The following is a 25,441-nucleotide window of genomic DNA, read 5'->3' on the forward strand; positions in this document are numbered from 1 at the left end:
CTCAACACAAACAAGCAGGCGGAACCTTTTCGACACGAGCGGGTTGTTTGTGCAAGCGCGCTCCCCATCCCCCCGACCCAAACCGTGCGCGCTTATTGGCCGGCCAGGTACCCTGGCCGGCTTTCTTTTTGCGCTTGCGCCTGGAGGATGTTGCCGGAACGTGGAGGCGAGCTTCGGCAACGGAAGACCGGATTGCGATCTGCGAAACGCTGAACCGGTCTATCTCCTTGCTCTTCCGCATTCATGCGGACGTCAGCTGATTCCATCCGACTGCAAACGCATCAGTAGTCCTTCTCGAAAAAGACGCCGATGCTTGAATCGCCATCGGAGCCGAGCGCGCCACGGGCCTTCAGATCGTCGGTGATGTCGAGGTTGATCGTGCCGCGCGTCGTGCCCTTCGCGCCGGCCTCGACCCCGAGATAGATGTTGTCCTGGATGTAGCGGCCGGCACGCACGGCGGCATTGCCTTCGCTGTCGGTCACCACGTCCAGATCGTCGAGGCCCGTGGCGTTGCGCAGCGAGCCAAGCAGCGATGTGTTGGACCCGCCGGCGAGCTCGGCAGCGGCAGCGGCAAGCTGGGCGATCTGGATAGCCGACAATTCGTCGATGCCACGCTTGAAGATCAGGCGGGCCAGAACCTCGTCCTCGGGCAGTTCCGGTTGCGAGGAAAAGCCGATATCGAGATCGGAAACGCGGCCTTTGACGGTGATGAAGACGATGATGTCGTTGCCCTGGGAACGGGCGACGAAGTCGAGCTGCGGGTCGAGATCGCCGATCAGGGTCACTTCGCCTTCGTCGAAGGTGATGCGCTGGCCGAGAATGGAGAGCCGGCCGCGAATGAGCTTGAAGCCGCCGACCGGATGTATGTTGGTGACCGGGCCGGTCAGGCGGACGGACCCGCCGAGTTCCGCGTCGAGACCCCGGCCACGGACGAAAATGCGCGCCGGTGCGCTGACGGTGACGTCGAGCTGGACAACGCTGGGCCGCGCCGACGGCATCGGCGTGCCGTCATCGGCCCGCGCGCGCTCCAGGGTACGCTGCACGGCCGGTGGGGGATTGCGGTGACGGACCTGCAGCCCCGCCGCCCCGCCAGCCAGATTTTCCGGAACGATGATTTCCGCCCGCTCCACCGTGATGTCGCCGGACAGGAGCGGGTCGCGGGTCAGAGCCCCCGTCAGCGACAGGGCGCCATTGACGGTCGCGGTGACCATTTCTCCGTCGGTGTGGCGGGCGTTTTCCAGCCGGATTTGCAGATCTGCGGGAAAGCCCGCCTGGGCGTTGCTGGACACGCTTCCGGAAACAGCGACGCGGCCGCCGCCCGACAAGGCAGCCGATCCTTCGGTGATGGTGATGCGCTCGCCGTCGATGCCGGCGGCGAGGCGGACATCGCTGATGCGCAGATTTGTCAGCGGGTCGACGGCGGCCGCGTTGGCCGTCGTGACGGAGCCGTTGATGACGGGGTTGCGCAAATCGCCGCCGACGCGGGCATTGACCGAGACAGTGCCGGACAGCTGCGTGCCGCGGTCGGCAAGCATGCGGTTGGCGATCGACAGGGGCGCGTTGCCGGAAACATTCAGCGCCAGGCCGCTGCCGGCGAGGGGAATGGTGCCACTGGCTTCCACCGCCAGCCCGGAGGGGCCGTCGGCCGTCAGACGGGTAAGCTGCACGCTTTGACCGGCGTAACGGCCATTGGCTGCAAGCTGCAATGGTCCCAGGCCGGCATTGGACAATGCGGCGGCACCAAGGCCGCTGGCACGCAGGTCGAACGCGGCCTGCGGCGCCGCCAGTTTGCCGGTGAGACGCGCGGTGCCGGTCAACTGGCCGGTGAGCGCCTGTCCGGGTGCGGCGCGGTTAAGAATTGCAAGCGGGAAGGCGGCGAGCGCCACATCGACCGACAGGGCGCCGTCGTCCAGCGGCACGTCGCCCCGGGCGGTGGCGCGCAGCCCTTCGGGGCTCGATACGCTCGTGTCGACCGTCAGGAGGTCGCCGCTGGTCGTTCCCTTGGCATCGATGGTGAGCGTGCTCAAACCGGCTTGGCTGAGCATGGCGGAAGCGATGCGGCGGCCTTCGATGTCGAAGGCGATTTCGGGGGTCTGTCGGGTTCCCTTGATGCCGACATTGCCATCCAGCGTGCCGCCGAGCGCCAGGTCGGAGCGAACGGCGTTGGCGATCGACAGGGGAAGCTGGCTGATGGAGACGGTGAGATCGAGCGTCTGGGTCATCCGGCCTTCGGCGCGGACGCGGCCGCCGGCGACGTCGAGTTCGAGCGGGTCGAGGGTCAGGTTGCTGCCCTCGACAAGCAGCGATGTCGGCTCGAGCAAACGGGCGGTGAGGGTGCCCTGGGCGAGGCTCAGTTGTTCGAGGGCGACCCGGTAGCCATTGCCCTCCGGCGAAAGGCCGCCGCGCGTCGCCAGTGTCGTGCCCTGTTCCAACAGCGCATCGGCGGTGAAAGCGGTCGTCTGGCCGGTCTGCTCGGCCTTGGCGTCGAGGCGCGTGATCTTGAGCTCGCCGGCGGTGATGCCATCGGCCTCGATCACACCCGATACGGCCGGGACGCCGAACAGATCGTCGATCGCGGCGGCAATCTTGCCGTTCGCCAGCGTGGTCTCTTCGACACGCAAGTCGCGCAGGGTCGCGTCGATTTCAGCCTGCTGCTTGCCATCCCTTGGCTGCAGCTGGATCCGCGCGTTTGCCGCACCGCTTGCCTCGCGCAGCAGGAGAGCTGCCGCCGTCGCGATGTCGGCCGCATCGATGTCGAGCCGCCCGTCGAAAAGCCCATTGGCATTCTGGCTCACCTCGCCCCTGGCGGTCGCTCCGCCGGCGGTGAAGGAGAGGTCGGTCAACTGTTTGCGGTCGGCGGCAAGCAGAATGCCGCTTTCGAGCGTGGCGCGTTCGCCGGCAAGGAAAGCATCGCCGACGATCTTGCCGGTCAGCGTGCCGGTCTCAAGCCGGCCGTCGAAGCCGAGCGATGCATCGGTGAGGTCCCGTCCGGCAAAGGCGCCCTTTGGCGCCTTGGCGGCCAGCGTGAGATTGATGCGGCCGTCGGTGCCCTCGGCGCGGCCCGAGGCGGTGAGGCGACCGCTGGCGCGCGGCGACAGGGCCGCCATGTCGGCCAGGGCGGCATCGAAGCGGAAATCGGCGGCGCCGGTGGCGAAATTGCCGTCCGCCTCGAGCGTGATCTGTTCATTGACCAGCCGCAGCTTGCGTGCGCTCAGTCCATCCGTGCCGCGCGCCACGCCGCCGTCGATGCGCGTCGTGCCGGCCAGCAATTTGCCGGCGATTTCATTTTCGATGCGCAGATCCGTCGCCGTGCCGTCGAGGTCGAGGTCGAAACCGCCGCCGATCGGCATGACTTTGCCGCGGGCCGTCAGGTCGACAGCGCCGCCCAGTTCCTGGCCGGCAAGGGCGGAGAACGGCGTGAGACTGGCCGCCGAAACGTCGATGTCACCGGTGAAGACGAATTTGTCGATGGCGCCCTTCAGTGCAACCGCCAAGCCGTTGCCCGAAAGTGCTGCTTTGTCGATGGCGACCGGGGTGCCGGCGCGCCAGTCACCCGCAACGTTCAGTGTCAGCGCGTCGCCCAACGCCTCGGCGATGTCGGCGCGTTTGGCGGTGATCCCGGTCAGGCCGCCATCGATTTCGAAGCCGATCCGGCGTTCCGCCGGCCGGTCAAGGTTCCGCGCCAGGCCGCCCATCGTCAGCGCCGTCTTGCCGGCGGCGAAAGCGGCGGTCTGCAGGCCGTCGATCTCGAGGGCGCCGTTCCAGCGCTCGGCGCCCGCTTCGCCATAGGTGACGTTCAGCCTGGCGGTCTGCAGCGAGGTCTGCCCGCCGGCGACCGGCAGCAGAACACGCTGGCCGCTGCGGTCGGCGATGTCGGCATCGAGCGACAGGGCGGTGAGGAATCCGTCGTCGCCGGTTTCGGCCGCCGCCTCAATGCGCATCGCCGCGCTGGCGATCTGCAGGTTTTCCAGAAGAACGCCGCCGGTCGATTTGGACACGCCGTTGACGGTCAAGGTGGTGCCGGCGCCAAAGAAATCGCGAAACTGCGCCGGCATCAGGCGGGAGATCGCGCCGGCCAGCCGGGCCGAGAAACCCAGCCCCTCGTCGCGCTGGCGGAAGCGTGCCGTGCCGCCGAAAGCCGGCACGCCGTCTGCCTCGAGCGCCAGCTTGACATCGAGCGCGCTGAGCGGCCCGCTGCCGGTGAGGGTCAGCTTGAGGGGTGGGCGGCCCTCGACATTGAGGATATTGGCGACGACGCCGTCGGCCGGCTCATCGAGCGTCAGATCGAGGTCGAGAACTTCCGTTTCGTTGGAGAAGGCGGCTGCGAGCTTGAATTCTCCACCCGGTCCATCGAGCCGCTGGATGTCGAAACTGGTGTCGAGCGCGCCGCCTTCGATCTTCAAGGCTCCCTCGAGTGCCAGTTCGGCGGCCATGCCGAAGACATCCTCGCCGAAGCGGGCGGAAGGGATATCGAGTTGTTCGAGGTTGACTGCCAGCGGCAGTTCGGGGACCTGGAACGACCGCGATTCGGGCGCCGGAAGCCCCTCGGCGGGCATTGGGCGGCGCAGAACCTCGATCCGCTCGGCGGCCAGGCGCTGCACTTCCAGCCGCTGGCGCAGGACCAGTGTCGAGCGGCTCCAGACGATCGAGGCATTGACGATGCGGAGCCAGACGCCTTCGCGGTCGGCGATGGAGATTTCGCCGATCGTCGCTTCCGAGGAAAGGGCGCCCTCAATGCCGGAAATGCGAATCTTGCGGTTGGGCGTCGACAATTGGTCTTCCAGCAGGGTGGTGAAGAAGGACCGCTCCTGCTCGGCGTCGTCCGTCGTCGGGGCGCTGTCCTGGGCCATCGCCGGCAACAGGGCGAGCAGCAGGGTGAGGATTGCGAGAAACCGGGTCAAAACGCTTGTCCTATCCCGACATAGAAGGCGACGCTTGGATCGTCGGCGCGCCGGTCGAGCGGCACGGCGACATCGAGCCGGATGGGGCCAAGCGGCGTCAGATAGCGAAGACCGGCGCCGACGCCGATGCGCACATCCTCCGAGAAATCCGGGAAGGATTCGGCGCCGACCGTGCCGGCGTCGATGAAGCCGACCAGGCCTATGCTGTCGGTGACGCGGGCGCGCAGTTCGGCGGATGCCTCCATCAGCGAGCGCCCGCCGGAAATGCCGGCCGGCGTTTCGACGCCGATGTTGCGGTAGGCATAACCGCGCACGGAGCCGCCGCCACCGGCGAAGAACAGTTTGTCGGGCGGCGTCTCGTCGATCGGCGCGCCGACGAGCGCGCCAATCTTGGCGCGGCCTGCGGCGACAAAGCGCCCGTCGCTGCCGAAATCGTAATAGGCGCGTCCTTCGATCATCATGCGGGCGGCCAGATTGCCGTATTCGAACTCATAGAAGGGGTCGAGGCTGAGTTCGGCGAAATAGCCGGTGGTGGCGTCGGCGGGGTTGTCGCGGCTGTCATAGGTGACCGTTCCGGCAAGACCGATCGTCGTGAAGTTGCGCGTGCCGAAATCGTCGTCGAAACGGGCGAAGCCGCCATTGGCGAACAGGCTGCCGGAGAGTGCCCTGGTGAACTCGTGGCGGAAGCCGATTTCAGCGCTGACGCCGGTGCGGGTGTAGCGCTCCAGCACCTCGCGGTCGCCGAAGATCGAGGCCTGGAAATCCGTATCGGGCGTATAGACGCCTGGCTTCAGGAACGTCGTGCCCAGCCGATAGGTAAGGTCCGCCGGGTCGAATGTGTTGCCGATACCCGATACCTTGCCTTCGAAACGCAGGCGCTCGGCACGGCCGAACAGATTGCGGTGCATCCAATAGGCCTGAAGCCCGAGACCGTCGAGGGTCGAGTAGGTGCCGCCGACGCCGAAGCGGCGCGGCAGCCGTTCCTGAACGATCAGCGACAGCGGTAATGTCCCATCGGCGCCGATTTCGTCGGCCTCCTCGATGCGCGCCGAGCGGAACACATCGAGTTTGGAAAGCCGTTCGCGGGCGCGCGCCAGATCGTCGGGGTCATATTCGCGACCCGCAACCAGCCCGGTCTGGCGGGCGACGAAATCCGGGTCCATGCGCTCCGTGCCGCTGACGGTCACGGGGCCGTAGACGGCATAGCGGCCGGGTTCGACGGTCAGAACCGCATCGAGCGTGCTGCTCTCATGGGCGGCGGTGACACGCCTGTCGGCGATTTCGGCCTTCGGATGCCCTTGCTGGCGCCAGGCCTCGACGGCCAGCCGCCCGGCCTGCAGGACCGTTGCCGAGCGGGCGATTTCTCCCGGTCGGAAGCCTTCCTTCGCCGGGTCGTCCACGCGGTCGTCGCGTCTGGCGGGCGGCGGCGCCTGATTGACGATGCCGGTCTCGCCGAAGCGGAATTCAGGCCCTGGATCGATGGCGATGCGCACACTCGCCGGATTGGCAAGCGACGCATCAGGCGGCAGGTCCGCCACCTCGCGGCCGTCAATGGTGATGCTGATCGCGCCGCCATAGCGCGCCTGGCCATAGAGAGCGTTCAGGAGCCGGCGGTAATCGCCGCGCGCCTTGACGATCAGGCCGCCGGCGCCAGACGCCGGCTTCTCGCGGTCGGCCCACAGGGTGGAGGCGCCGCGCAGGGCTTTCTCCAGATCCTTGTTTTCTTCGCCGGTCGCGAAATCGACGCTGTAGTTCCAGGGTTCGCCGATCGTCTCCTGTTCTTCGGAAGGCTTGTCCCGGCCGAAGATCTTGATGCCGAAAAGCTCGAAGGCGTTGGCGGAAGGTTGCGGAAAGGCAAGCAGAAGCGCAAGCGCCATCGTCAGGCCCAAGCGTCCACGCATCGACGATGTGGCGTCGATTCTACTCAATACCCTCTCCGTGCCCACCGAGCCGAATTCTCCGTCAACGGCGTTGCCGCGACGTTAACGTGGATTCTTCGTGTGCCCCGCTCCCCGAACAATCCCGAAGCAAGGGGTTAAATCACAAAGGCTTAGACCGGCCAATGCGACACACCATCAAAAGGCAGGAAAATTGTGGCCTGAAGCGGGCGTTATTGGCAACAAAGCACCACAAGGAACCAGTATTGCTTTCGCAGGTTGCCCATAGGGGCGTTTGAAACCACGGGATGCGTGATTATGCTGGCGTGGGTTTGGCACGTGGACCGAAGGGATTGGACACTATGGCGCAGGCACCGGGCAAAACAGGCGTGGCGAAGTCCAAGCCGGCTGCGAACAGGGGGAAACCGGCCGCGCGGCGCGTGATCGGGCCAAGCCGTCCGGCCGGTGCGGGCAGGCCCGTCTATCTGGTCGATGGCGCGCGCACGCCGTTCCTGCGGGCACGGGGAAAGCCCGGGCCTTTCACGCCGGTCGATCTGGCGGTGCAATGCGGGCGGCCATTGCTGATGCGGCAGCCATTCGCGCCCGACGCTTTCGACACGGTGATTCTCGGCTGCGTCAACGTGATCGCCGATGAAATGAACCCGGCGCGCGTCGCGGCGCTGCGGCTTGGCATGGGAGACGCGATGCCGGCCTTCACCGTGCAGATCAATTGCGGCTCCGGCATGCAGTCGATCGACACGGCGTTCCGCACCATCGAGGCGGGCAAGGCGGATCTGATTCTCGCCGGCGGGGCGGAAGCGCTGTCGCATGCGCCGCTGGTGCTGCGCCAGGAGGCGGCCGCCTGGTTCGGCCGGTTTGCCATGGCGAAGACGGCGCTGGAGCGTGCCACGGCGCTGGCGGGTTTCCGCCCGGAGATGGCCAAGCCGGTGATCGGCCTGGAACGCGGCCTGACCGACCCGATAACCAATCTCAACATGGGGCAGACGGCGGAAAAAATCGGTCATCAATTCAACATTACGCGCGAGGCCGCGGATGCCTATGCGCTGGAAAGCCATCGGCGGCTGGCGAAAGCGCAGAAGAACGGTGCGCTCGCCGGCGAAGTGGTGCCGGCGATCGACCGCAAGGGCACGTTGTACGTTCGTGATGACGGGGTGCGGCCCGACAGCACGATGGAAAAGCTGGCCAAGCTCAATCCGGCCTTTGAGCGGCCCTTTGGCCGGGTCACGCCGGGCAATTCCTCGCAGATCACCGATGGCGCCTGCTGGGTCATCCTGGCATCGGAAGAGGCCGTGAAGAAACACGGGCTGACGCCGCTGGCGCGCATCGTCGACAGCGAATGGTCGGCTCTTGACCCGTCCATCATGGGGCTTGGACCGACCTTGTGTTCGACCGCATTGATGCAGCGCCAGGGGCTGATGCGCACCGACATCGACCTGTGGGAACTGAACGAGGCGTTCGCCGCCCAGGTGCTGGCCTGCGTGGCTGCCTGGGAGGATGAAGATTACTGCCGCAAGGTATTGGGATTGCCGGAAATTTTTGGAACGATCGCGCATGACAGGCTGAACGTCGATGGCGGGGCCATCAGCCTCGGCCATCCGGTCGGCACGAGCGGCAACCGCATCGTGCTGCATCTGGTCAACGCCATGCGCCGACGCGGCGACAAGCGCGGCATCGCCACCGAGTGCATCGGCGGCGGGCAGGGCGGCGCGATGCTTCTGGAGGTGATTTGATGCCTGTTGCAACGATCTCCGCTGCCGAGTTGCTGGCGCCGCGCGTGATGGAGCTCGGCCCCGCCGCCAAGATCGACACGGGAAGCGCTCATTGGCGCCTGGCACGCGACGCGCAGGATGTCGCCTGGCTGGTGCTCGACCGTGCCGGTGAGAGCGCCAACACGCTGAGCGAAGCCGTCATGGCCGAACTCGACACGCTGCTCGGCAAGATCGAGGCGATGAAGCCGAAAGGCCTGGTCATCCGCTCGGCGAAGAAAGGCGGCTTCATCGCCGGTGCCGACATCCGCGATTTCGCGGGCGTTGGCGATGCGGCGGAAGTCGAGAAGCGCATGACGCGGGCGCATGCGGTCGTCGACCGGTTGGCGGCGCTGCCGATGCCGACACTTGCGGTGGTTCATGGCCATTGCCTGGGCGGCGGGCTGGAATTGGCGCTGGCCTGCAAGCACCGTATCGCCATCGATGGGGCATCATTCGGCTTTCCCGAAGTGCTGCTTGGCCTGCATCCGGGGCTGGGCGGGACCTTCCGCCTGCCGGCGCTGATCGATCCGCTCGAGGCGATGACGATGATGCTGACGGGAAAAACAGCGCATACCAAGCGGGCCAAGGCGCTCGGGCTGATCGATGCGCTGGTCGAGGAGCGGCATGTGAAGAATGCCGTCGCGGCGGCAATGACGGGCAAACTGGCGGAGCCGCGGGGCAGCTGGAAATCCGGCGTTCTCGGCTTCTCGCTGACGCGCGAATTCGCCGCCCGGAAGATGCGCGCCGAGGTGGCCAAGCGCGCGCCCGAAGCGCATTATCCGGCACCGTACCGGCTGATCGACCTTTGGGAAAAGCACAGCGGCAACGCCAAGGCGATGCAGAAGGCCGAGATCAAATCCTTCGCCGCCCTGCTCACCGGCGAGACGGCGCAAAACCTCATTCGCGTGTTCTTCCTGCGCGAGGGATTGAAGGCGCAGGGCAAGGGCGACAGCGGCATCGCGCATGTGCACGTGATCGGCGCCGGCACGATGGGGGGCGACATTGCCGCCTGGTGCGCGGCGCGTGGGTTGAAAGTCACGCTGACCGACATCGACACCGAGGCCATCGCCCGCGCCATTGGCCGCGCTGCGGCCTTCTATGACAAGCGGCTTTATACGGGCATCGCCAGGCGCGATGCGCTTGACCGGCTGGTTGCCGATTTCTCCGGCGATGGCGCGGCTCATGCGGACCTCGTCATAGAGGCGGTGGCGGAGAATGCCGACATCAAGCGCAAGGTCTACAAGGCCATTGCCCCGCGCATGAAGGCCGGCGCGCTGCTGGCCACCAACACATCGAGCATCCCGCTCGAGCAATTGCGCAGGTCCGTGCCGTTCCCCGAGCGGCTGTTCGGCCTGCATTTCTTCAACCCGATCACGCGGATGGAACTCGTCGAAGTGGTCGGCCACGGCAAGGTGGCCGATGCGACACTGGCGCGGGCACGGGCTTTTTGCGGCGCGATCGACCGGCTCCCGGCGCCGGTCAAGAGCGCGCCGGGCTTCCTGGTCAACCGCGTCCTGACGCCGTATCTGCTGGAGGCGTTGGTGATGCAGGACCAGGGCATCGACAAGGAGACGATCGACCAGGCGGCGGTGGATTTCGGCATGCCGATGGGACCGATCGAGCTTGCCGATCGGGTTGGGCTCGACATCTGCCTGGAAGTGGCGCGGATGTTGAAATCGAGCCTCAAGACGCCGATGCCGGACATACCGGAATGGCTGGAGAAGATGGTCGCCGATGGGCGGACGGGCCGCAAGGCGGGCAAGGGACTCTATGAGTATGACGAGACCGGCGCAGCGAAAAAGAAGACCGATGCGCTGACCCCGCATGCCAGCCTGAGCGACCGGCTGATCTTGCCGCTGCTCAACGCCTGCGTCGCCTGCCTGCGCGAAGGCATCGTCGCCGACGAGGCGACGCTGGACGCCGCGGTGATCTTCGGCACCGGGTTCGCTCCCTTCCGTGGCGGGCCGCTCCACTATGCGCGCTCACGCGGGGTGGACGAGGTTGTCGCGCAGCTCAGGCGTTTGCAGGAAAAGCACGGCGATCGCTTCGCCGCCGATGCCGGTTGGGCGCAGCTCGGCAAGGTCTCTTGACGCTTTCACTTCTTGTTACTCGGGGAACCGGCGGGCGCGTTGCTGGTTTTCTCCGGGTAATGACCGGAAGGAGACATGCGATGCCCGCTACATCAAAAGCGCAACAGCAGGCCGCCGGTGCGGCGCTGGCCGCCAAGCGCGGCGAGATGGCCAAATCAAAGCTGCAGGGCGCCTCGCGCGAAATGTATGAATCGATGAGCGAGAAAGAGCTGGAAGACCTGGCCGAGACCAGGCACAAGGGCCTGCCGGACAAGAAAGATTGAGCGGGATGAGGAAAAGTGCGAAGCGGTTTTCCGCCCGCATCCCGCTCCAACTTGTTGAGGATCAGCCGGCGGCGTTGTCGGCAGCAAGGGCATCGAGCCTGGCGCCGACGAAGCGGCGCAGCCGACCGGCGGCCTCGCGCAGGACAGCCTCGTCCTGGCACATGGAAACGCGCACATGTCCTTCGGCCGCCGCGCCGAAGCTGACCCCCGGCATCACCGCCACATCCTCCGCCTCGAGCAGGTCCCAGGCGAATTTCTCGCTGTCTCGGTCGACCGTGCGGATGTCGAGCATGACATACATGCCGCCCTTGGAGCCGCGCACGGTGACGCCGTTCATGCCGTGAATGGCGTCGAGGAAGGCGGTGCGGCGCCTGGCGTAACGATCGGCGATCTCGGCGACGCCATAGGCGTTCTCGACGGCGGCGATGGCGGCGCGCGAGATGAAGTCGGGAAGGCCGTAAGTGGCAACGAGGTTGAGATTGGTCATTACGGCGATCATCTCCGCCGGGCCGGTCAGCCAGCCGATGCGCCAGCCAGTCATGCCGTGGCTTTTCGACAAGGAGTTGATGACCAGCGTGCGTTCCTTCATGCCGGGCAGCGCGCGCGGCGACAAATGCTCTTCGTCAGCGCGGATGGTCCAGTAGACCTCGTCGGAGAGAAGCCAGAGATCGCGCTTGCGGCAGATGTCGGCGATCCGCTCCAGGGTTTCGCGCGGATAGACGGCACCGGTCGGATTGTTGGGCGAGTTGATCAGGATGGCGCGGGTGTCGTCCCTGAGCGCTGCCTCGATCTCATCGAGCTTCGGTTCGAAGCCGTTCTCCGCATGGGTCTCGATTTCGGTGAAGTGCCCGCCGGCGGCGCGCACGGTTCCCGGATAGGTCGCGTAGTAGGGCGAGACGATAACCGCATGCGCACCGGGATCGAGCACCGCCTGGCAAGCGGTATAGAGCGCGCCCTGGCCGCCGATGGTGGCCATGACCTCGTCGGCGGTCGTCGGCACGCCGGTGCATTCCTCGGACAATCGGGCAAGCCCGGCGCGCAGACGCGGCAGGCCGGGCAATTGGGTGTAGTGATGATAGCCGTTGCGCACCGCATCGACGCAGGCCTCGATCGTGCCTTCGGGCGTGTCGAAATCATGGTCGCCCACCGACAGCATGATCACGTTCTCGCCGGCCTGTTTGCGCGAAAGGGCGGCGAAATGCACCTCCCAGCCATTCTTGCCGGAAGGCACGATGCCGGAAATGCGGGCGGAAGGCTGGGGCATGAAGACACTCTCGGGCGGTTGGCTTGAAAGTCGCGCGGCGCATTTTGCCGTGTCGCTTCGGCTGGCGTTTTAGCAAATGGGCCGTTATGAGAACAGCGCGAACCACGCGGGTATTTGGTCCTGGCGGCTTGCAGCATTGGTGCAGGGGCAATAAATGCTGGCCGCGAAGGGCTTTGTTAAAAGGAAGCCATGATGCTGGCCCCTGATGAGAATATGAGTTTAACCGCCCAGGAGGCGGTCGATGGCGCGCTGACGTCGCGCCGTTCCGTGCGCGCATTCCTGCCGCATCGGGTCGACGAGCAGACGATACGCGACATCCTGCGGGTTGCGGCGCGCGCGCCCTCCGGCGCGAACATGCAGCCGTGGAAGGTCTATGTGGTCTCGGGCAGCAAGAAGGAAAAGCTTTCTTCAGCCATCCTGTCGTCTGGCGTGCGGCCGGAGAAGATCACCTGGGACGAATACAAATACTATCCGGACCAGTTCTTCGAGCCCTATCAGACACGGCGCCGCGCCGTCGGCTTCGCGCTCTACAACCTTTTGGGCATCGGCCGCCGCGAGGTGGACCGTATGCGCGCCCAGCACGACCGGAATTTCACCTTCTTCGATGCGCCGGTCGGGCTCATCTTCACCATCGACCGCAGGCTGAACAAGGGGTCGTGGGTCGATCTCGGCATGTTCATCCAATCGGTGATGGTGGCAGCGCGGGCGCGTGACCTGCACACCTGCCCGCAGGCGGCGTTCGCCCCCTACCACCGGGAGATCAAGCCGGTCCTCGACATTCCGCAGGAAGAAATCATCGTTTGCGGCATGGCGCTCGGCTATGAGGACGTGTCCAAGCCGGAAAACCAGCTGCGCTCGGAGCGCGCGCCTCTGGAGGAATTCGTCTCCTTCGTCCGCTGAATGGCGGTTTCGATCGTGTCAACTGCATGCAGCTTACGAATTTGTAACATCCCGGCAAGATTGCCGTAATGTGAGATCGTTCAGCCTCGTCGTGTTCCCTGCCGCTGCTCCCAGGCGGCCTCAATTTGGAGACCGACATGAAACGAACACTTCTCTTATCGGCTTTGGCCGCCAGCCTGGTTGCCGGGTCCGCCGCCATCGCCCAGGAGAAACCTGCCGACGGAGCGCCGCCGGTGGCGGCCGAAGGCATGAAACCGGGCAAGATGATGCGCGGCATGGGTCGGCTTGATGCGGACGGCGACGGGGTCATCTCGTTCGAGGAGTTTTCCGGCAAGCGCCTGGAACGCCTGAAGAGCGCCGACACCGATGGCGACGGCACGCTGTCGGCCAGTGAGCTGCAGGACTATATCGCCAAGCGCGAGGCCGAGCGCAAGGTGCGGCGCCTGACATTGATGCTCGATATCGATGGCGATGGAACGGTGACGCTGGCCGAAATCGAAAGCCAGCAGAAGAAGCGCTTCGCGCTGATGGACGCCAATGACGACGGCACGCTGGACCAGCGCGAGATGCGCCGCGGCTTCCGCCAGATGGCAGGCGAGCGCGGCGGTCGGCACGGCATGCGTGGCAAGATGCATCATATGCGCGATCACCGGAGTGGCCCGCAAGGCGACATGAACCGCGATGCACCGCCTCCGCCCGAAATGGCGCCCGATACGGACGACGAATAGGGCGGGAGACCAATCCGCCTCGAGTTTCGGCGGGTTGGCGATAGGCCCGGTGTCGCCGCGCCGGGCCTATCTCTTTGTTTTTCCGCATTTATGCTGACGTCAGGTGATTCCACCTGATGGAAAAAATGCTCTATTTTATTGCGTAGCCGACATCCTGTGCCGCGTGGCGGAGCGCCATCGCGAAAGCGCGGGCGAAGGAGCGGAAGACGTAGAGGTCGAAGCGGTGGTCGCCCGTGCGCTGGATCTGGACGAAAAAATCATGATGGGCGGTGGCGCGGCCCGCCGAGACGGGGAAGGCGTCGAGGCTGAAATCGAGGGCGAAGAGCTTCGCCAACACCCATTCCGTTGCCATGCCCTCGATGCGAAGCGCTGTTCGCCCGTGCGATAGATCGGTGATGGTGCCCGTTTCAAGCGAGACGGCCCGGGCCAGATCGTCCACCAATCCTTCGTCTTTGCCACTCACCAGAAATCGCCCGGGGCCGATGTTGAAGGCAGCCGCTTTTGCGTCCCTGTATGCGCCGGCGCCGGGCGCCAGCGCAAGCGACAAGCCGGTCCCCCGGCCGAGGGCCGCGGTCAAAGCCTTTTCATGGCCGGGCCAGGCCGTTGCCTCGACGATCGTGCCGGTCGACGGTTCCGACAGGGTGACGCCCACGCCATCGGCAAAATCGCCATAGGAACCGGGGCGGAAATCGGCGCCCAGCGGTGTCGCGCGCTCAACCATGCATGCGCCTCCCTTCAGGATCGAAGAAATGGTGGCTGACAAGCTCGACCGGCCCGAACCGCTTGCGCAGGGGGTCGGAGACGAAGGCGCGCCTGCCGTGCTGCGCCTTGCCGCCCTTGACCAGCGCCAGGCCGATGTATTTCGCCAGGGCCGGTGAATAGCAGAACGCGGTGATGTGGCCGATGCTTTGGCCGAGAGCGTCGAGGCTGCCCTGTTCGACGATGTGCGCGCCGCCGCCGAGCGGCTGGCCGTCCAGGGAGACGACGCCGACCAGGCGAATGCGGTTCTGATCGATCAATCCCGGGCGATCCATCAGGCCTGAGCCGATGAAAGGCTTCTTCTTCGACAGCATCCAGTCGAGATAGAGGTCGCGCGCCGTGGTGCGGCCGTCGATCTCGGCGCCGGTGACGTGGCCCTTTTCGATGCGCAGCGTGCCGAGCGCCTCCATGCCGTAGGGCGTGATGCCGAAGGATTCGCCGGCCTCCATGAGCGCTTCCCAGACATGCAGCCCATGGCCGGCGCCGCTATAGACCTCATAGGCCAGTTCACCGGAAAAGGAGAGGCGGCAGATCATGACCGGCGCGCCGTCGATCCGGCCGTGAACGATGCCCATGAAGGGCAGGGTGTCGTTGTCGACCGCCGTGCCTATGACGCATTTCTCCAGCACTTTTCGCGCCTCGGGTCCGGCGACGGCGGCGCCCGCCCATTGATCGGTGACCGAGGTCAGATGAACCTTCAGGTCCGGCCAGACGATGTCGAGGAAATACTCCAGATGCTGCATCACGGGACCGGCATTGGCCGTGGTCGTGGTCATCAGGAAATCGTCTTCGCCGAGCCGCCAGGTGGTGCCGTCGTCGAAGGCGATGCCGTCCTCGCGCAGCATCAGCCCGTAGCGCGCCTTGCCGATTGCCAGCGTGGAAAACATGTTGGTGTAGACACGGTCGAGGAATTCGGCCGCGTCCGGGCCCTTGACGGCGATCTTGCCGAGCGTCGAGACATCGACGATGCCGACCGAGCGGCGCACGGCGGCGGCCTCCCGGATATAGGCCTGCTCGACCGTCTCGCCCGGTGCGCCGTAGATCATCGGCCGGTGCCAGAGGCCGGCTTCCATCATCCTGGCGCCGTGCTCGACGTGCCAATCGTGCATCGGTGTCAGCCGGTTCGGTTTAAGATTGCCATAGCGTTCGGCGGCCAGCGCGCCGATGGCGACCGGCGAGTAGGGGGGGCGGAAACGCGTCGTGCCGGCCTCGGGGATCGAGATGCCGCGCGCTTCGGCCATGATCGCCAGGCCCGGAACGTTGGAGGTCTTGCCCTGATCGGTCGCCATGCCGAGCGTCGTGTAGCGCTTCAGATGCTCGACGCTGACGAAGCCCTCGCGATGCGCAAGGCGCACATCGTCGGCGGTCACGTCGTGCTGCAGGTCGACGAAGGCCTTGCCCCTGGTCGCGGAGATGGGGGCCTTGATCTCGAAAATGGGGGCTGGCGCAATTTCCAGCGGCGAGGGCTCCACCTCGGGAAGCCTGGCGCGCGAGGGCTTTTTGCCCGAAGCCGACAGGCCGGCATTGCGCCCGCTTTCCAGAGCGCCCGCCGTCGTCATCTGTCCGAGGAAGCTGCCGGCGCCGCTCCAGCGCTGGTTGGGCGCGGGCGGCAGGAAGGCTTGCAGCGTCTCGTCCCACTCGGCTTTCGCGCCGGCCTGGCTTGCCAGGTGGATGACAGGCTGCCACCCACCGGAAACGGCCAGGCAATCGCATTCGATCGGTCGCGCATCGCCCGACAGCGCGCCCGTCGCGGCGTCAAAGGATTGGACGACGATGCCGGTGATGTGCTTGCCGCCCTTGGTCTCGACGACGGCCTGACCGGTCAGCGGTACCACGCCGGCTTCGGCGGCGAGTGCTGTGGCAGCTTCGGATATGGTCGGGCGGACATCGACGATCGCCGCCACATGGCCGCCGGCTTTGGTCAGGGTGCTGGCGGCCTGGTAGGCGCTGTCATTGTTGGCGAAGAAGACGGTCTTGTCGCCGCAAAGCACGCCGTATTCGCCGGCATAGCGGCGCACCGCGCCGGCCAGCATGACGCCGGGACGGTCATTGCCTGGAAACACCAGCGGCCGCTCCAACGCGCCGGTGGCAAGCACGACGGCGCCGGCGCGGATCGTCCAATGGCGGTGGCGGGCGTGGCCCTTCGGGGGCCTGGCGAGATGGTCGCCGACGCGCTCCAGCGCGGCCAGCGTGTTGCCGTCGTAATAGCCCCAGACCATGGTGCGGGTCAGCAGGCGGACATTGTCCAGCGCGGCGAGCCTCTCGCTGGCGGTCTTCGCCCATTCAGCGGCGGGCTTGCCGCCGATCGTCTCGTTCGACCATTTGGCGAAACCGCCCGTCTCCGGCTCCTGTTCGGCCAGGATGACGCGCTTGCCGGCTTTCGCGGCTGCCTCGGCCGCCATCAATCCGGCGACCCCGCCGCCGGCGACCAGCACGTCGCAAAACGCGTTCATGCGCTCGTAGCGCGATGGGTCGGGGGCATAGTCGGCGCGGCCGAGGCCCGCCGCGCGGCGGATGAAGCGCTCGCAGAACATCCAGAAGCGCGTGCCTTTCAGCGGGCCGATGACCGGTCCCATGAAGGTCTTGTAGTAGAATCCGGCGCCGAGCAACCGGCCGCCGAGCTGGTTGATCGCGCCGAAATCGAAGGCGAGCGAGGGGAAGCGGTTCTGGCTTTCGACGCGCAGGCCGTCATGGAGCTCGATGCGCGTGGCCGGGATGTTCGGTTCCCGCACACCGTCCTTCAGCACGGTGACCAGCGCGCTTGGCTCGTCGATGCCGGCGGAGAAGACGCCGCGCGGGCGGTGATACTTGAAGGAGCGGCCGACCAGGCGCACGCCGTTGGCCAGGAGCGCCGAGGCCAGCGTGTCGCCGGCATGGCCGGTATAGGCTTCGCCGTCGAAGGTGAAGCGGATGGTGCGTCTGCGGTCGATCGATCCGCCGGAGGTGGTGCGGCGCGGGCTCATGCGCGCGCTCCGCTCGCATTGGCCGACCGGGCAAGCGCGACGCTGTGGATTTCGTGGCTCAGCGTGTCGCGGACGATCAGCAAATGCGCCCGGCAACCGCCGGCATGCTGCCAGTATTCATGGTGCGGACCGGCCGGGTTTGGCCGCGTGTAGACATAGTCGTGCCAGGCTTTGGTGTCGGTCGAAGCCGGCTCGGGGCGGGTGCGGGTGGCGTCGCCCTGATAGGAGAATTCGGCAAGATCGCGCGGGCCGCAATGCGGGCAGGAAATCAGCATGGCGGCTCCCTCAATGCAATTTGGGCGTGGGGCCGTGGCCCGTTTCGTCGATTGCCGCGCCGCGCTCGAAGCGTGACAGCGTGTATGGCGCGTTGATGGCGTGCGGCTCGTCCTTGGCGATGGTCCAGGCGAAGGAATAGCCCGACGCCGGCGTCGCCTTGAAGCCGCCATAGCACCAGCCGCAATTCAGATACATGCCCGGCAGCGGTCCCTTGGTGATGATCGGCGCGCCGTCCATCGACATGTCCATCACCCCGCCCCAGGAGCGCAGCAGCCTGAGCCGCGCGACCGAGGGGAACATGGCGCAGATCTCGCTCATCACGTCCTCGACCGTCGGCAGATTGCCGCGCTGGGCGTAGGAATTGTAGTAGTCGAGGCTGCCGCCGAAGACGAGGCCGCCCTTGTCCGACTGGGACATGTAGAGATGGCCGCCGCCGAAGGTGACGACGCAATCGACAAAGGGTTTCAGGGCCTCGGAAACGAAAGCCTGCAACACATGGCTTTCGATGGGGAATTGCCCGATGCCGGCGAGGTTCAGCACGCGGCTTGTGCTGCCGGCGACCGCCACGCCTACCTTTTTGGCGCGGATGTCGCCGCGCGACGTGCTGACGCCGATGATCCGGTCGCCGTCGCGCAGGAAGCCGGTCACCTCGCAATTCTCGATGATGTCGACGCCGCGCCGGTCGGCCCCGCGTGCATAACCCCAGGCGACGGCGTCGTGGCGCGCCGTGCCGGCGCGCTTCTGCAACAGGCCGCCGACAACGGGAAAGCGCGCCGTGCCGGAGAGGTCGAGGCCCGGCACCTTGCGCGCGATCTGCTCGCGCGTCAGCCAATCGGCATCGCCGCCGCCATGGCGCATGGCGTTGCCGCGGCGGATATAGGCGTCGGCCTGGGCAGGGTTATGCGCCAGGTTGAGCACGCCGCGTTGCGAGAACATGACGTTGTAGTTCAGCTCGTGGGACAGGTTCTCCCAGAGTTTTACCGAGAAATCGTAGAAGCGGATCGATTCCGGCAACAGATAGTTCGAGCGGACGATGGTGGTGTTGCGGCCGATATTGCCGGAACCGAGCCAGCCCTTTTCCAGCACCGCCACATTGGTTATGCCGTGTTCGGCTGCCAGATAACAGGCTGTCGCCAGCCCATGGCCGCCGCCACCGACGATGATCACATCATAGGCGGGCTTGGGATCCGGCTTGCGCCAGGCAGGCTTCCAGTCGCAATTTCCCGTGAGGGCGTTTTTCAGGAGCGAAAGAGCCGAGTATTCCGCCATGTTCCGCCAATCTCTCTGCCGTATGGAAGCCTGAACCTATAGGACAGGCGACCGGGCAGAGGCAAATAAAGCGCCGCCCATTTGCGAACCTCCGACCTGTGACCGGTGGAGACACGCCGTTGGCGCTTGCTGCCCGTGCGGCTGTCAGGCAATGTCACCGGCATGATTCAATGGTTCGGACCGCACCTGATTCCGTGGCACATCTGACAGCAATGCCCGCGCAGTTTCCCCTTTGGCACGTTCGATTTTGGCTGGCGCTTGCCGTTCTGCTGCAACTGGCGTTCGTCGCGCCGGCGCTCGCCCAGGGGACGGAAAGCCTGTTGGACAGCCAGCGCAAGGAAATCGCCAATGTCGAGCGCATGGTCGACAGGCTGGCCAGGCAGGTCGACGAACAGGCAACCGAGGATGGCAAGCTCGTCGAGATTCGGGTCGAACTGGAGCGTCTGGCGCGCGAAGTGTTCAACGCCAGCCTGGCCTTCCGTCCACGGCTGTCGGAAATCAATGGGCGGCTGGAACAGCTTGGCGCGGCGCGCGGCGAGGGTGAACCCGCCGAGCCGGAGGCCGTGCTCAGCGAGCGCACGCGCCTGCTCGACGAGAAGGCCAGCTTCAACGTCCTGATCGGCGAAGCCGAGCGGCTGTCCGTGCGCATCAGCGGCGTCATCGACCATATCGCCCAGTTGCGGCGTGACCTGTTTGCCCGCACGCTTTCACGTCGCTACGACATTTCAGCCGCGCTCAATACGGATGTGGCGGGCGAGTTCGCCGACGAGTTGCTGCAGGTCTATCGAACGGTTTCCTCCTGGCTCAGCTTTACGGTGAAGTACCGGCTGAAGCCGCTGATGCTGGCGACGTTCCTGGCCCTCGTTGCCGCACTTTGCCTGCTCGTCGGCGGGCGCCGGCTGTTCGGCGATTTCATCAAACCGGACCCCACGGAGGAAGCGCCGACCTATCTCGGGCGCTTGTCGGTGGCGCTGTTTTCGACGCTCGTTCCCTCGGCCTCCTTCGCCATGCTGCTGGCCTCGGCCTACTATTTCCTCGATTATTTCCGGCTTTTGCGCACCGACATAGCCCCGCTGCTTTTCGCGTTCTTCACGGTCATTGTGCTGGTCTTCTTCGTCTACAGGCTGGCGCATGCGATCCTTGCGCCACGCATGGCGAACTGGCGCCTGTTGCCGGTTCGCTCGCATGCGGCGGGGCGGCTGGTGGCGCTGGCCGGCCTGACCGCTGCGGTGACCGGTTTCGATTATTTCATGGACAGCGTCTATGTTCTGTTCGGCTCGCCGCTGTCTCTGACCGTGGCAACCAGCCTTCTGGCGACCATGAGCGTCGGGCTTCTGATCATCCTGATCGGCAATGTGAAGCCGTTCAGCGACGACGATGGACAGCCGAAATCCTGGCCGTCGAAATTCCGCTACCTGCTGTTTGCGCTGGGTGTGACCATCGTCGTGGCGGCGATGCTCGGCTATATCGGCTTCGCCCGCTTCCTCTCGCAGCAAATCGTCGTGACCGGGGCGATCCTGGCGACCATGTATATCGGTGTGCTGACGGCAGGCGCCGTGGCCAGCGAGGGGGCCTTCGCCAAATCCTGGCTCGCCCGGCGGCTGGAGCGCTATTCGCCGTTTGACGAGACGACGCTCGACCAGCTCGGCCTGGTCGCGAGCATGATCATCAACGTGCTGGTCGTGTTGATCGGCGTGCCGCTGATCCTGCTGCAATGGGGTTTTCGCTGGGCGGATCTGACCGCCTGGAGTTATCGCCTCGCCGGGCAGATCCAAATCGGCTCGCTGTCCTTCTCGATCGTCGGCATCCTGACCGGCATCCTGGTGTTCGTTCTCGGCTATTTCTTTACGCGCTGGTTCCAGACCTGGCTCGACGGCTCGGTCATGGCGCGCAGCCGGATGGATTCGGGCGTGCGCAACTCGATCCGCACGGGCGTGGGCTATGTCGGGCTGGTGATCGCCGGCCTGATCGGCGTGTCGGCCGCCGGCATCAACCTTTCCAATCTGGCGCTGGTCGCCGGCGCCCTGTCTCTCGGCATCGGCTTCGGCCTGCAGAACATCGTCTCGAACTTCGTTTCCGGCCTGATCCTTCTGGCCGAGCGGCCGTTCAAGGCGGGCGATTGGATCGTCGCCGGCGGGGTTTCGGGCACGGTACGGAAGATTTCCGTGCGCGCGACGGAGATCGAGACCTTTCAGCGGCAAACGGTGATCCTGCCCAATTCCGAGCTGATCAATGCGGCGGTCGGCAACTGGACACACAAGAACAAGCTTGGCCGGATGGAGTTGGCGGTGGGTGTCGCCTACGGCTCCGATGTGCGCCGCGTGCATCAAATCCTGTTGGAGATCGCCTCCGAGCACCCGCTGGTGCTGAAAAACCCCGAGCCGTTCGTGCTGTTTGCCGGTTTCGGCGATTCTTCGCTCGACTTCGAGATTCGCGTCTTCCTGTCGGATATCCTGACTCAACTCAAGGTGCAGAACGATATTCGCTTCGCCATTGTCGATGCGTTCGCTGCGGAAGGGATCGAAATTCCCTTTCCGCAGCGCGACATTCATGTGCGGTCGGGTCATTTGCCCGTGGTCGGCGCAGCCGCGCCCGCGGCGCAGGAGCACAGCACGCCCGAGACGGCCACGCCTGGAGACGCGGCTCCACCCGGCAAGCCACGCCGCCGCCGCAAGGCCGATCCCGAATAGACGAAATTGCCTGAACAGGGCGTTCAGTTGCCGTTCACGTTGAAATCTCTATAAGCTGGTTGGAAAAAGGAGCTATGGCTCCGTTTGACAGGGGCGGTGGCAACACCGATGAAACCGATGAAAAATGTTCTTCTCATGACCGCGGCGCTGCTGATCTCGGGTGGCGTGGCGATGGCGGCCAGTGCGGTCAACCGCGACAGCGAACCGCGTACACTGGTGGTCACCGAGGGCGGCAGCCAGTCGGAACTGGTCGTCGGTCCCAGTGAGACCGTCGAGTTCTGCAACTCGGGTTGCTTCGTGACCCTGCCGAATGGTGACCGGGAAGTGCTGACCGGCTCCGAAACCATCGAGATTTCGGGCGGCCGCGGACGCATCCAATAGTACCGGGGCGCTGAGCGTCCAAGGCAGCTTTTGCCTGAACAATCATTTTATTGCATCGGCCCGAAAATCGGAATCGATTTTCGGGCCGATGCATAGATTCAAAGTGGTAGAGCGTCCTTTGTGCGTCCGAATGGACGCACGGCGCTCTAGACCGGTTCATCGTTTCATGGAAACGCTGCCCCGCTCTATCTGTTTGTTTTTCCGCATTTATGCAGACGTCAGGTGATTCCACCTGACTGCAAAATGCTCTAGAAGGCCGCGCTCCTGCGCGGCCTTTTCTTTGGGTTGTTATAGAAGTGTTAAGCCTGATACCGGAATCCGGCTTTTTATGTTAAAGCAGACCGCGTCAATTCAGATTTCGGAAGCCCATTTCGCGTAGGTCGTTCTCCAAGGCGGGGTTGTTAGATCAGTTCATCAATTCCGTGAAACGATGAACTGATCTAACTATTTGTTTTCCGCATTTATGCGGACGTCAGATGTTTCCATCTGACTGCAAAATGCTTTAGGGGGCTTTCATGGACGCGCGATCCGAACGCAATGCGGTGCCACTTGCCGTCGATCTGGACGGCACACTGATTGCGACCGATCTTTTGTGGGAGAGCCTGTTTCTTCTGCTGCGGCGCAAACCGTACTGTCTCTTCCTGCTGCCATTCTGGTTGCTGGGGGGAAAAGCACGGCTGAAATGCGCCATCGCCGAGCGTGTGGAGCTGGACCCGGCCGGCCTGCCTTACCGGCAGGATCTGCTTGCGCGACTTCGCGAAGACAAGGCCGAGGGTCGGCACATCGTGCTGGCAACGGCGGCCCCAAAGAAGTTCGCCGAGGCGGTGGCGGCGCATCTGGGCGTTTTCGATTCGGTCATTTCGACCGAGCCGGGGCGAAACATGGCCTCGCGGATCAAGCGCGAGGCGCTGGTCAGCGTCTTCGGCGATGGCGGATTTGATTATGCGGGCAACAGCCGCGCCGACGTGGCCGTGTTCGACGCGGCGCGCCGGGCGGTCGTCGTTGCGCCGGACCGCGCGGCGGCGCGCTGGCACAAAGCCAATGGCGGCGAGCTGTTTGCCGGCGAGAAGCCGACCCTGAAGACCTATGTAAAGATGCTCAGAGCGCATCAATGGCTGAAGAACACGCTGATCTTCGTGCCGCTGATCCTCAATCACGACTACCTCGATCCGCACATGATGGCGCTTGGGTTCCTGGCCTTCGTTGCGTTCAGTTTTGCCGCATCGGCGATCTATATCCTCAACGATTTCTTCGATCTGGCGCTCGACCGGCGGCATCCGACGAAATCCAAACGTCCATTCGCCAGCGGCGTGTTGTCGATCCCCTTCGGCTTTGCCGCGATGATCGGCCTGCTGGTGGTGAGTGTCGTCACCGCGACCTTCCTGCCGCCGCTCTTCGGTGCTGTACTGTTCGCCTATCTGGTCGCCACCACGGCCTATTCCTTGTCGATCAAGCGCATGCTTCTCATCGACGTCCTGACGCTGGCGGGGCTCTATACGTTGCGCATCCTCGCCGGCAGTGCGGCGACCGGCATCGGCGTCTCGTTCTGGCTGCTCGCCTTCTCGGTGTTCTTCTTCCTCTCGCTGGCGCTGGTGAAACGCTATGTGGAACTGCGGTCGACGGAGTTGTCGATCGGCGAGCGCATTGCCGGGCGCGGCTACCGGACCGAGGACCAGGAGGTGATTGCGCAGGCCGGCATGGCGTCGGCCTTCTCATCGGCGATGGTGCTGGCGCTGTACATCGAAAGCAGCGCGGTGCGCGAACTCTACGAGCGGCCATGGCTGATCTGGCCTCTGTGCCCGATCGTGCTCTACATCACCATTCGCATGTGGGTTCTGGCGCGCCGCAACGAGATGCATGACGATCCGATCGTCTTCATCATCAGCGACTGGCGCAGCCAGCTGATCGGCGGCTTCGGCGCCTTCCTCCTGTTTTACGCAGGATTGTAGGAATGGGCGATTATTCCGCATTCGGCCTGGTGCGCCACAACAAGGCGCGGGTGATGTCGGCGGCTGAGGCCATCGAACGCCTGGGTGCCGGAAACGGGCTGCCATCGTCGGTTCTGCCCTACGGCAACGGCCGTTCCTATGGCGATACGTGCCTCAACGACGCGGGAACGCTGATCGACATGCGGCCGATGAACCGCATCATCGCCTTCGATGCGGATAGCGGTGTGGTGACGGCACAGGCGGGGCTGATGTTGTCGGACCTGATCGCCCATGTGGCGCCGCAAGGCTGGTTTCCGCCTGTCGTGCCAGGCACGCAGTTCATCACGCTCGGCGGGGCCATCGCCAACGATGTGCACGGCAAGAACCATCATCGACGCGGCACGTTCGGCTGTCACGTCGTCTCCTTCACGCTGTTGCGCTCCGATGGCCGGACACGCCGTTGCAGCCTCGACGAAAACGCCGAACTTTTCCGCGCGACGATCGGCGGCATGGGGCTGACGGGTCTGATCGTCACCGCGACGGTCCAGCTCATGAAGGTCGGCGCGGCGGATGTCGACGAGCGGGTGCGCGGATTTTCCGGGCTCGGCGAATATTTCGATCTGGCCGAACAGGCCGATGCCGAGAATGAATACGCCGTCGCCTGGATCGACCAGCTTGCCGGCGGGGCCAGGGCAGGGCGCGGCTTCCTGTTGACGGCAAACCACGCGACGGACGGGGAACCCTTCAAACCGGCCTCGCGGCGTCGTCTGTCCGTGCCGTTCCGTCCGCCGGTCAATCTCTTGAACCGCTGGTCGCTGCGCCTGTTCAACGGCGCCTTCGCCTGGCAGAAAGGCCGCGCCGAGGGGATACGGCGCGCGTCCTATGCAAGCTATTTCTTTCCGCTCGACGCGGTGCGCCACTGGAACCGGCTCTACGGACCGCGCGGTCTCCTGCAGCACCAGAGCGTGGTGCCCTTCGCGTCGGCGCGGCAGACCATCCCGGCCATGATGGCGGCGGCGCGCGATGCGGGGCAGGCCTCGTTCCTGACAGTCTTGAAGCGGTTCGGCGACACGGCATCGCCGGGACTGCTGTCGTTTCCCAGGCCGGGCTACACGCTGACGCTCGATTTTTCCAATGCGGGTGCTGCAACGAATGCGCTGTTCGAGCGGCTCGATCGGATGACGGTCGATGCCGGTGGCGCGGTCAATCCCTACAAGGATGCGCGCATGGGGGCTGCCCTGTTCGACGCTTCCTTCGGGCGGTGGCGCGATGTCGAGGCGCTACGCGATCCGGTGTTCCTGTCGGATTTCTGGCGGCGCACGGCGTTGCAGCTGGGTTCCTCTCAGAATGGAGGGCGGCATGCGGCCGAATAGGCGCATAAGG

General features: G+C 65.1%; 16 protein-coding genes. 9 read left to right on the plus strand and 7 right to left on the minus strand.

Annotated elements, in window-relative coordinates; translation table 11 throughout:
- Nucleotides 1-281 precede the first annotated feature (281 nt).
- Together AB843_RS08925 and AB843_RS08930 are read right to left on the minus strand one after the other, a co-directional pair.
- On the minus strand, nt 282-4,901 hold the full coding sequence (locus AB843_RS08925) for a translocation/assembly module TamB domain-containing protein (protein ID WP_082143729.1): 4,620 nt from the start codon (nt 4,899-4,901) through the stop codon (nt 282-284).
- Nucleotides 4,898-6,802, minus strand: coding sequence for an autotransporter assembly complex protein TamA (locus AB843_RS08930; RefSeq protein WP_048646489.1), 1,905 nt, complete (start codon nt 6,800-6,802; stop codon nt 4,898-4,900). The genes AB843_RS08925 and AB843_RS08930 overlap by 4 nt, the downstream gene beginning before the upstream one ends.
- A gap of 338 nt (nt 6,803-7,140) precedes the next feature.
- Here AB843_RS08930 and AB843_RS08935 point away from each other — a divergent pair, with 338 nt between their 5' ends.
- The 3 genes from AB843_RS08935 to AB843_RS08945 all read left to right on the plus strand — a co-directional run bounded on the left by AB843_RS08935 (nt 7,141) and on the right by AB843_RS08945 (nt 10,900).
- A complete protein-coding gene (locus AB843_RS08935; protein WP_244467933.1) occupies nt 7,141-8,529 on the plus strand; it encodes an acetyl-CoA C-acetyltransferase in 1,389 nt (462 codons plus the stop codon).
- Nucleotides 8,529-10,637: a 3-hydroxyacyl-CoA dehydrogenase NAD-binding domain-containing protein gene (locus AB843_RS08940; protein WP_048646490.1), complete on the plus strand. Its 2,109-nt coding sequence runs from the start codon at nt 8,529-8,531 to the stop codon at nt 10,635-10,637. Before AB843_RS08935 ends, AB843_RS08940 begins: the two co-directional genes overlap by 1 nt.
- Before the next feature lie 80 nt (nt 10,638-10,717).
- A complete protein-coding gene (locus tag AB843_RS08945; protein ID WP_048646491.1) occupies nt 10,718-10,900 on the plus strand; it encodes a DUF3008 family protein in 183 nt (60 codons plus the stop codon).
- Nucleotides 10,901-10,961: 61 nt separating this feature from the next.
- Here the strand turns inward: AB843_RS08945 and AB843_RS08950 are convergent, their stop codons facing one another.
- Nucleotides 10,962-12,164, minus strand: coding sequence for a pyridoxal phosphate-dependent aminotransferase (locus AB843_RS08950; protein WP_048646492.1), 1,203 nt, complete (start codon nt 12,162-12,164; stop codon nt 10,962-10,964).
- A gap of 192 nt (nt 12,165-12,356) precedes the next feature.
- On the opposite strand from AB843_RS08950, the gene AB843_RS08955 reads away from it, so the two are divergent.
- Together AB843_RS08955 and AB843_RS08960 are read left to right on the plus strand one after the other, a co-directional pair.
- Nucleotides 12,357-13,064 (plus strand): nitroreductase, encoded by a 708-nt coding sequence (locus AB843_RS08955; RefSeq protein ID WP_048646663.1) that lies wholly within the window; start codon nt 12,357-12,359, stop codon nt 13,062-13,064.
- 137 nt (nt 13,065-13,201) lie between these two features.
- Entirely contained in the window at nt 13,202-13,792 is a 591-nt protein-coding gene (locus AB843_RS08960) for an EF-hand domain-containing protein (protein WP_048646493.1), read from the plus strand.
- Nucleotides 13,793-13,922: 130 nt separating this feature from the next.
- On the opposite strand, the gene AB843_RS08965 is transcribed toward AB843_RS08960, so the two are convergent.
- The 4 genes from AB843_RS08965 to AB843_RS08980 are packed head-to-tail and all read right to left on the minus strand — an operon-like array spanning nt 13,923 to nt 19,059.
- Nucleotides 13,923-14,513, minus strand: a complete 591-nt coding sequence (locus tag AB843_RS08965; protein WP_048646494.1) for a sarcosine oxidase subunit gamma family protein — start codon at nt 14,511-14,513, stop codon at nt 13,923-13,925.
- Nucleotides 14,506-17,514 carry a sarcosine oxidase subunit alpha family protein gene (locus tag AB843_RS08970; RefSeq protein WP_048646495.1) on the minus strand — a complete coding sequence of 1,003 codons (3,009 nt, stop codon included), beginning with the start codon at nt 17,512-17,514 and terminating at the stop codon, nt 14,506-14,508. The genes AB843_RS08965 and AB843_RS08970 overlap by 8 nt, the downstream gene beginning before the upstream one ends.
- Complete coding sequence (locus AB843_RS08975) at nt 17,511-17,789, minus strand: sarcosine oxidase subunit delta (protein ID WP_048646496.1); 279 nt, start codon at nt 17,787-17,789, stop codon at nt 17,511-17,513. The genes AB843_RS08970 and AB843_RS08975 overlap by 4 nt, the downstream gene beginning before the upstream one ends.
- A 10-nt stretch (nt 17,790-17,799) precedes the next feature.
- A complete protein-coding gene (locus tag AB843_RS08980) occupies nt 17,800-19,059 on the minus strand; it encodes a sarcosine oxidase subunit beta family protein (RefSeq protein ID WP_048646497.1) in 1,260 nt (419 codons plus the stop codon).
- Between the two features lie 212 nt (nt 19,060-19,271).
- On the opposite strand from AB843_RS08980, the gene AB843_RS08985 reads away from it, so the two are divergent.
- The 4 genes from AB843_RS08985 (at nt 19,272) to AB843_RS09000 (ending at nt 25,431) form a co-directional block, all read left to right on the plus strand.
- Nucleotides 19,272-21,749 (plus strand): mechanosensitive ion channel domain-containing protein, encoded by a 2,478-nt coding sequence (locus AB843_RS08985; RefSeq protein WP_048646498.1) that lies wholly within the window; start codon nt 19,272-19,274, stop codon nt 21,747-21,749.
- Between the two features lie 108 nt (nt 21,750-21,857).
- The gene (locus tag AB843_RS08990; protein WP_087587072.1) at nt 21,858-22,130 is read left to right on the plus strand and encodes a hypothetical protein; all 273 of its coding nucleotides are present in this window, start codon (nt 21,858-21,860) and stop codon (nt 22,128-22,130) included.
- Between the two features lie 515 nt (nt 22,131-22,645).
- Nucleotides 22,646-24,079, plus strand: coding sequence for a UbiA family prenyltransferase (locus AB843_RS08995; protein WP_048646499.1), 1,434 nt, complete (start codon nt 22,646-22,648; stop codon nt 24,077-24,079).
- Between the two features lie 2 nt (nt 24,080-24,081).
- Nucleotides 24,082-25,431 (plus strand): FAD-binding oxidoreductase, encoded by a 1,350-nt coding sequence (locus tag AB843_RS09000; RefSeq protein WP_048646500.1) that lies wholly within the window; start codon nt 24,082-24,084, stop codon nt 25,429-25,431.
- Nucleotides 25,432-25,441: the final 10 nt, after the last annotated feature.

The sequence above is a fragment of the Nitratireductor soli genome (genome assembly GCF_001050155.1).
Lineage (GTDB): Bacteria > Pseudomonadota > Alphaproteobacteria > Rhizobiales > Rhizobiaceae > Nitratireductor > Nitratireductor soli.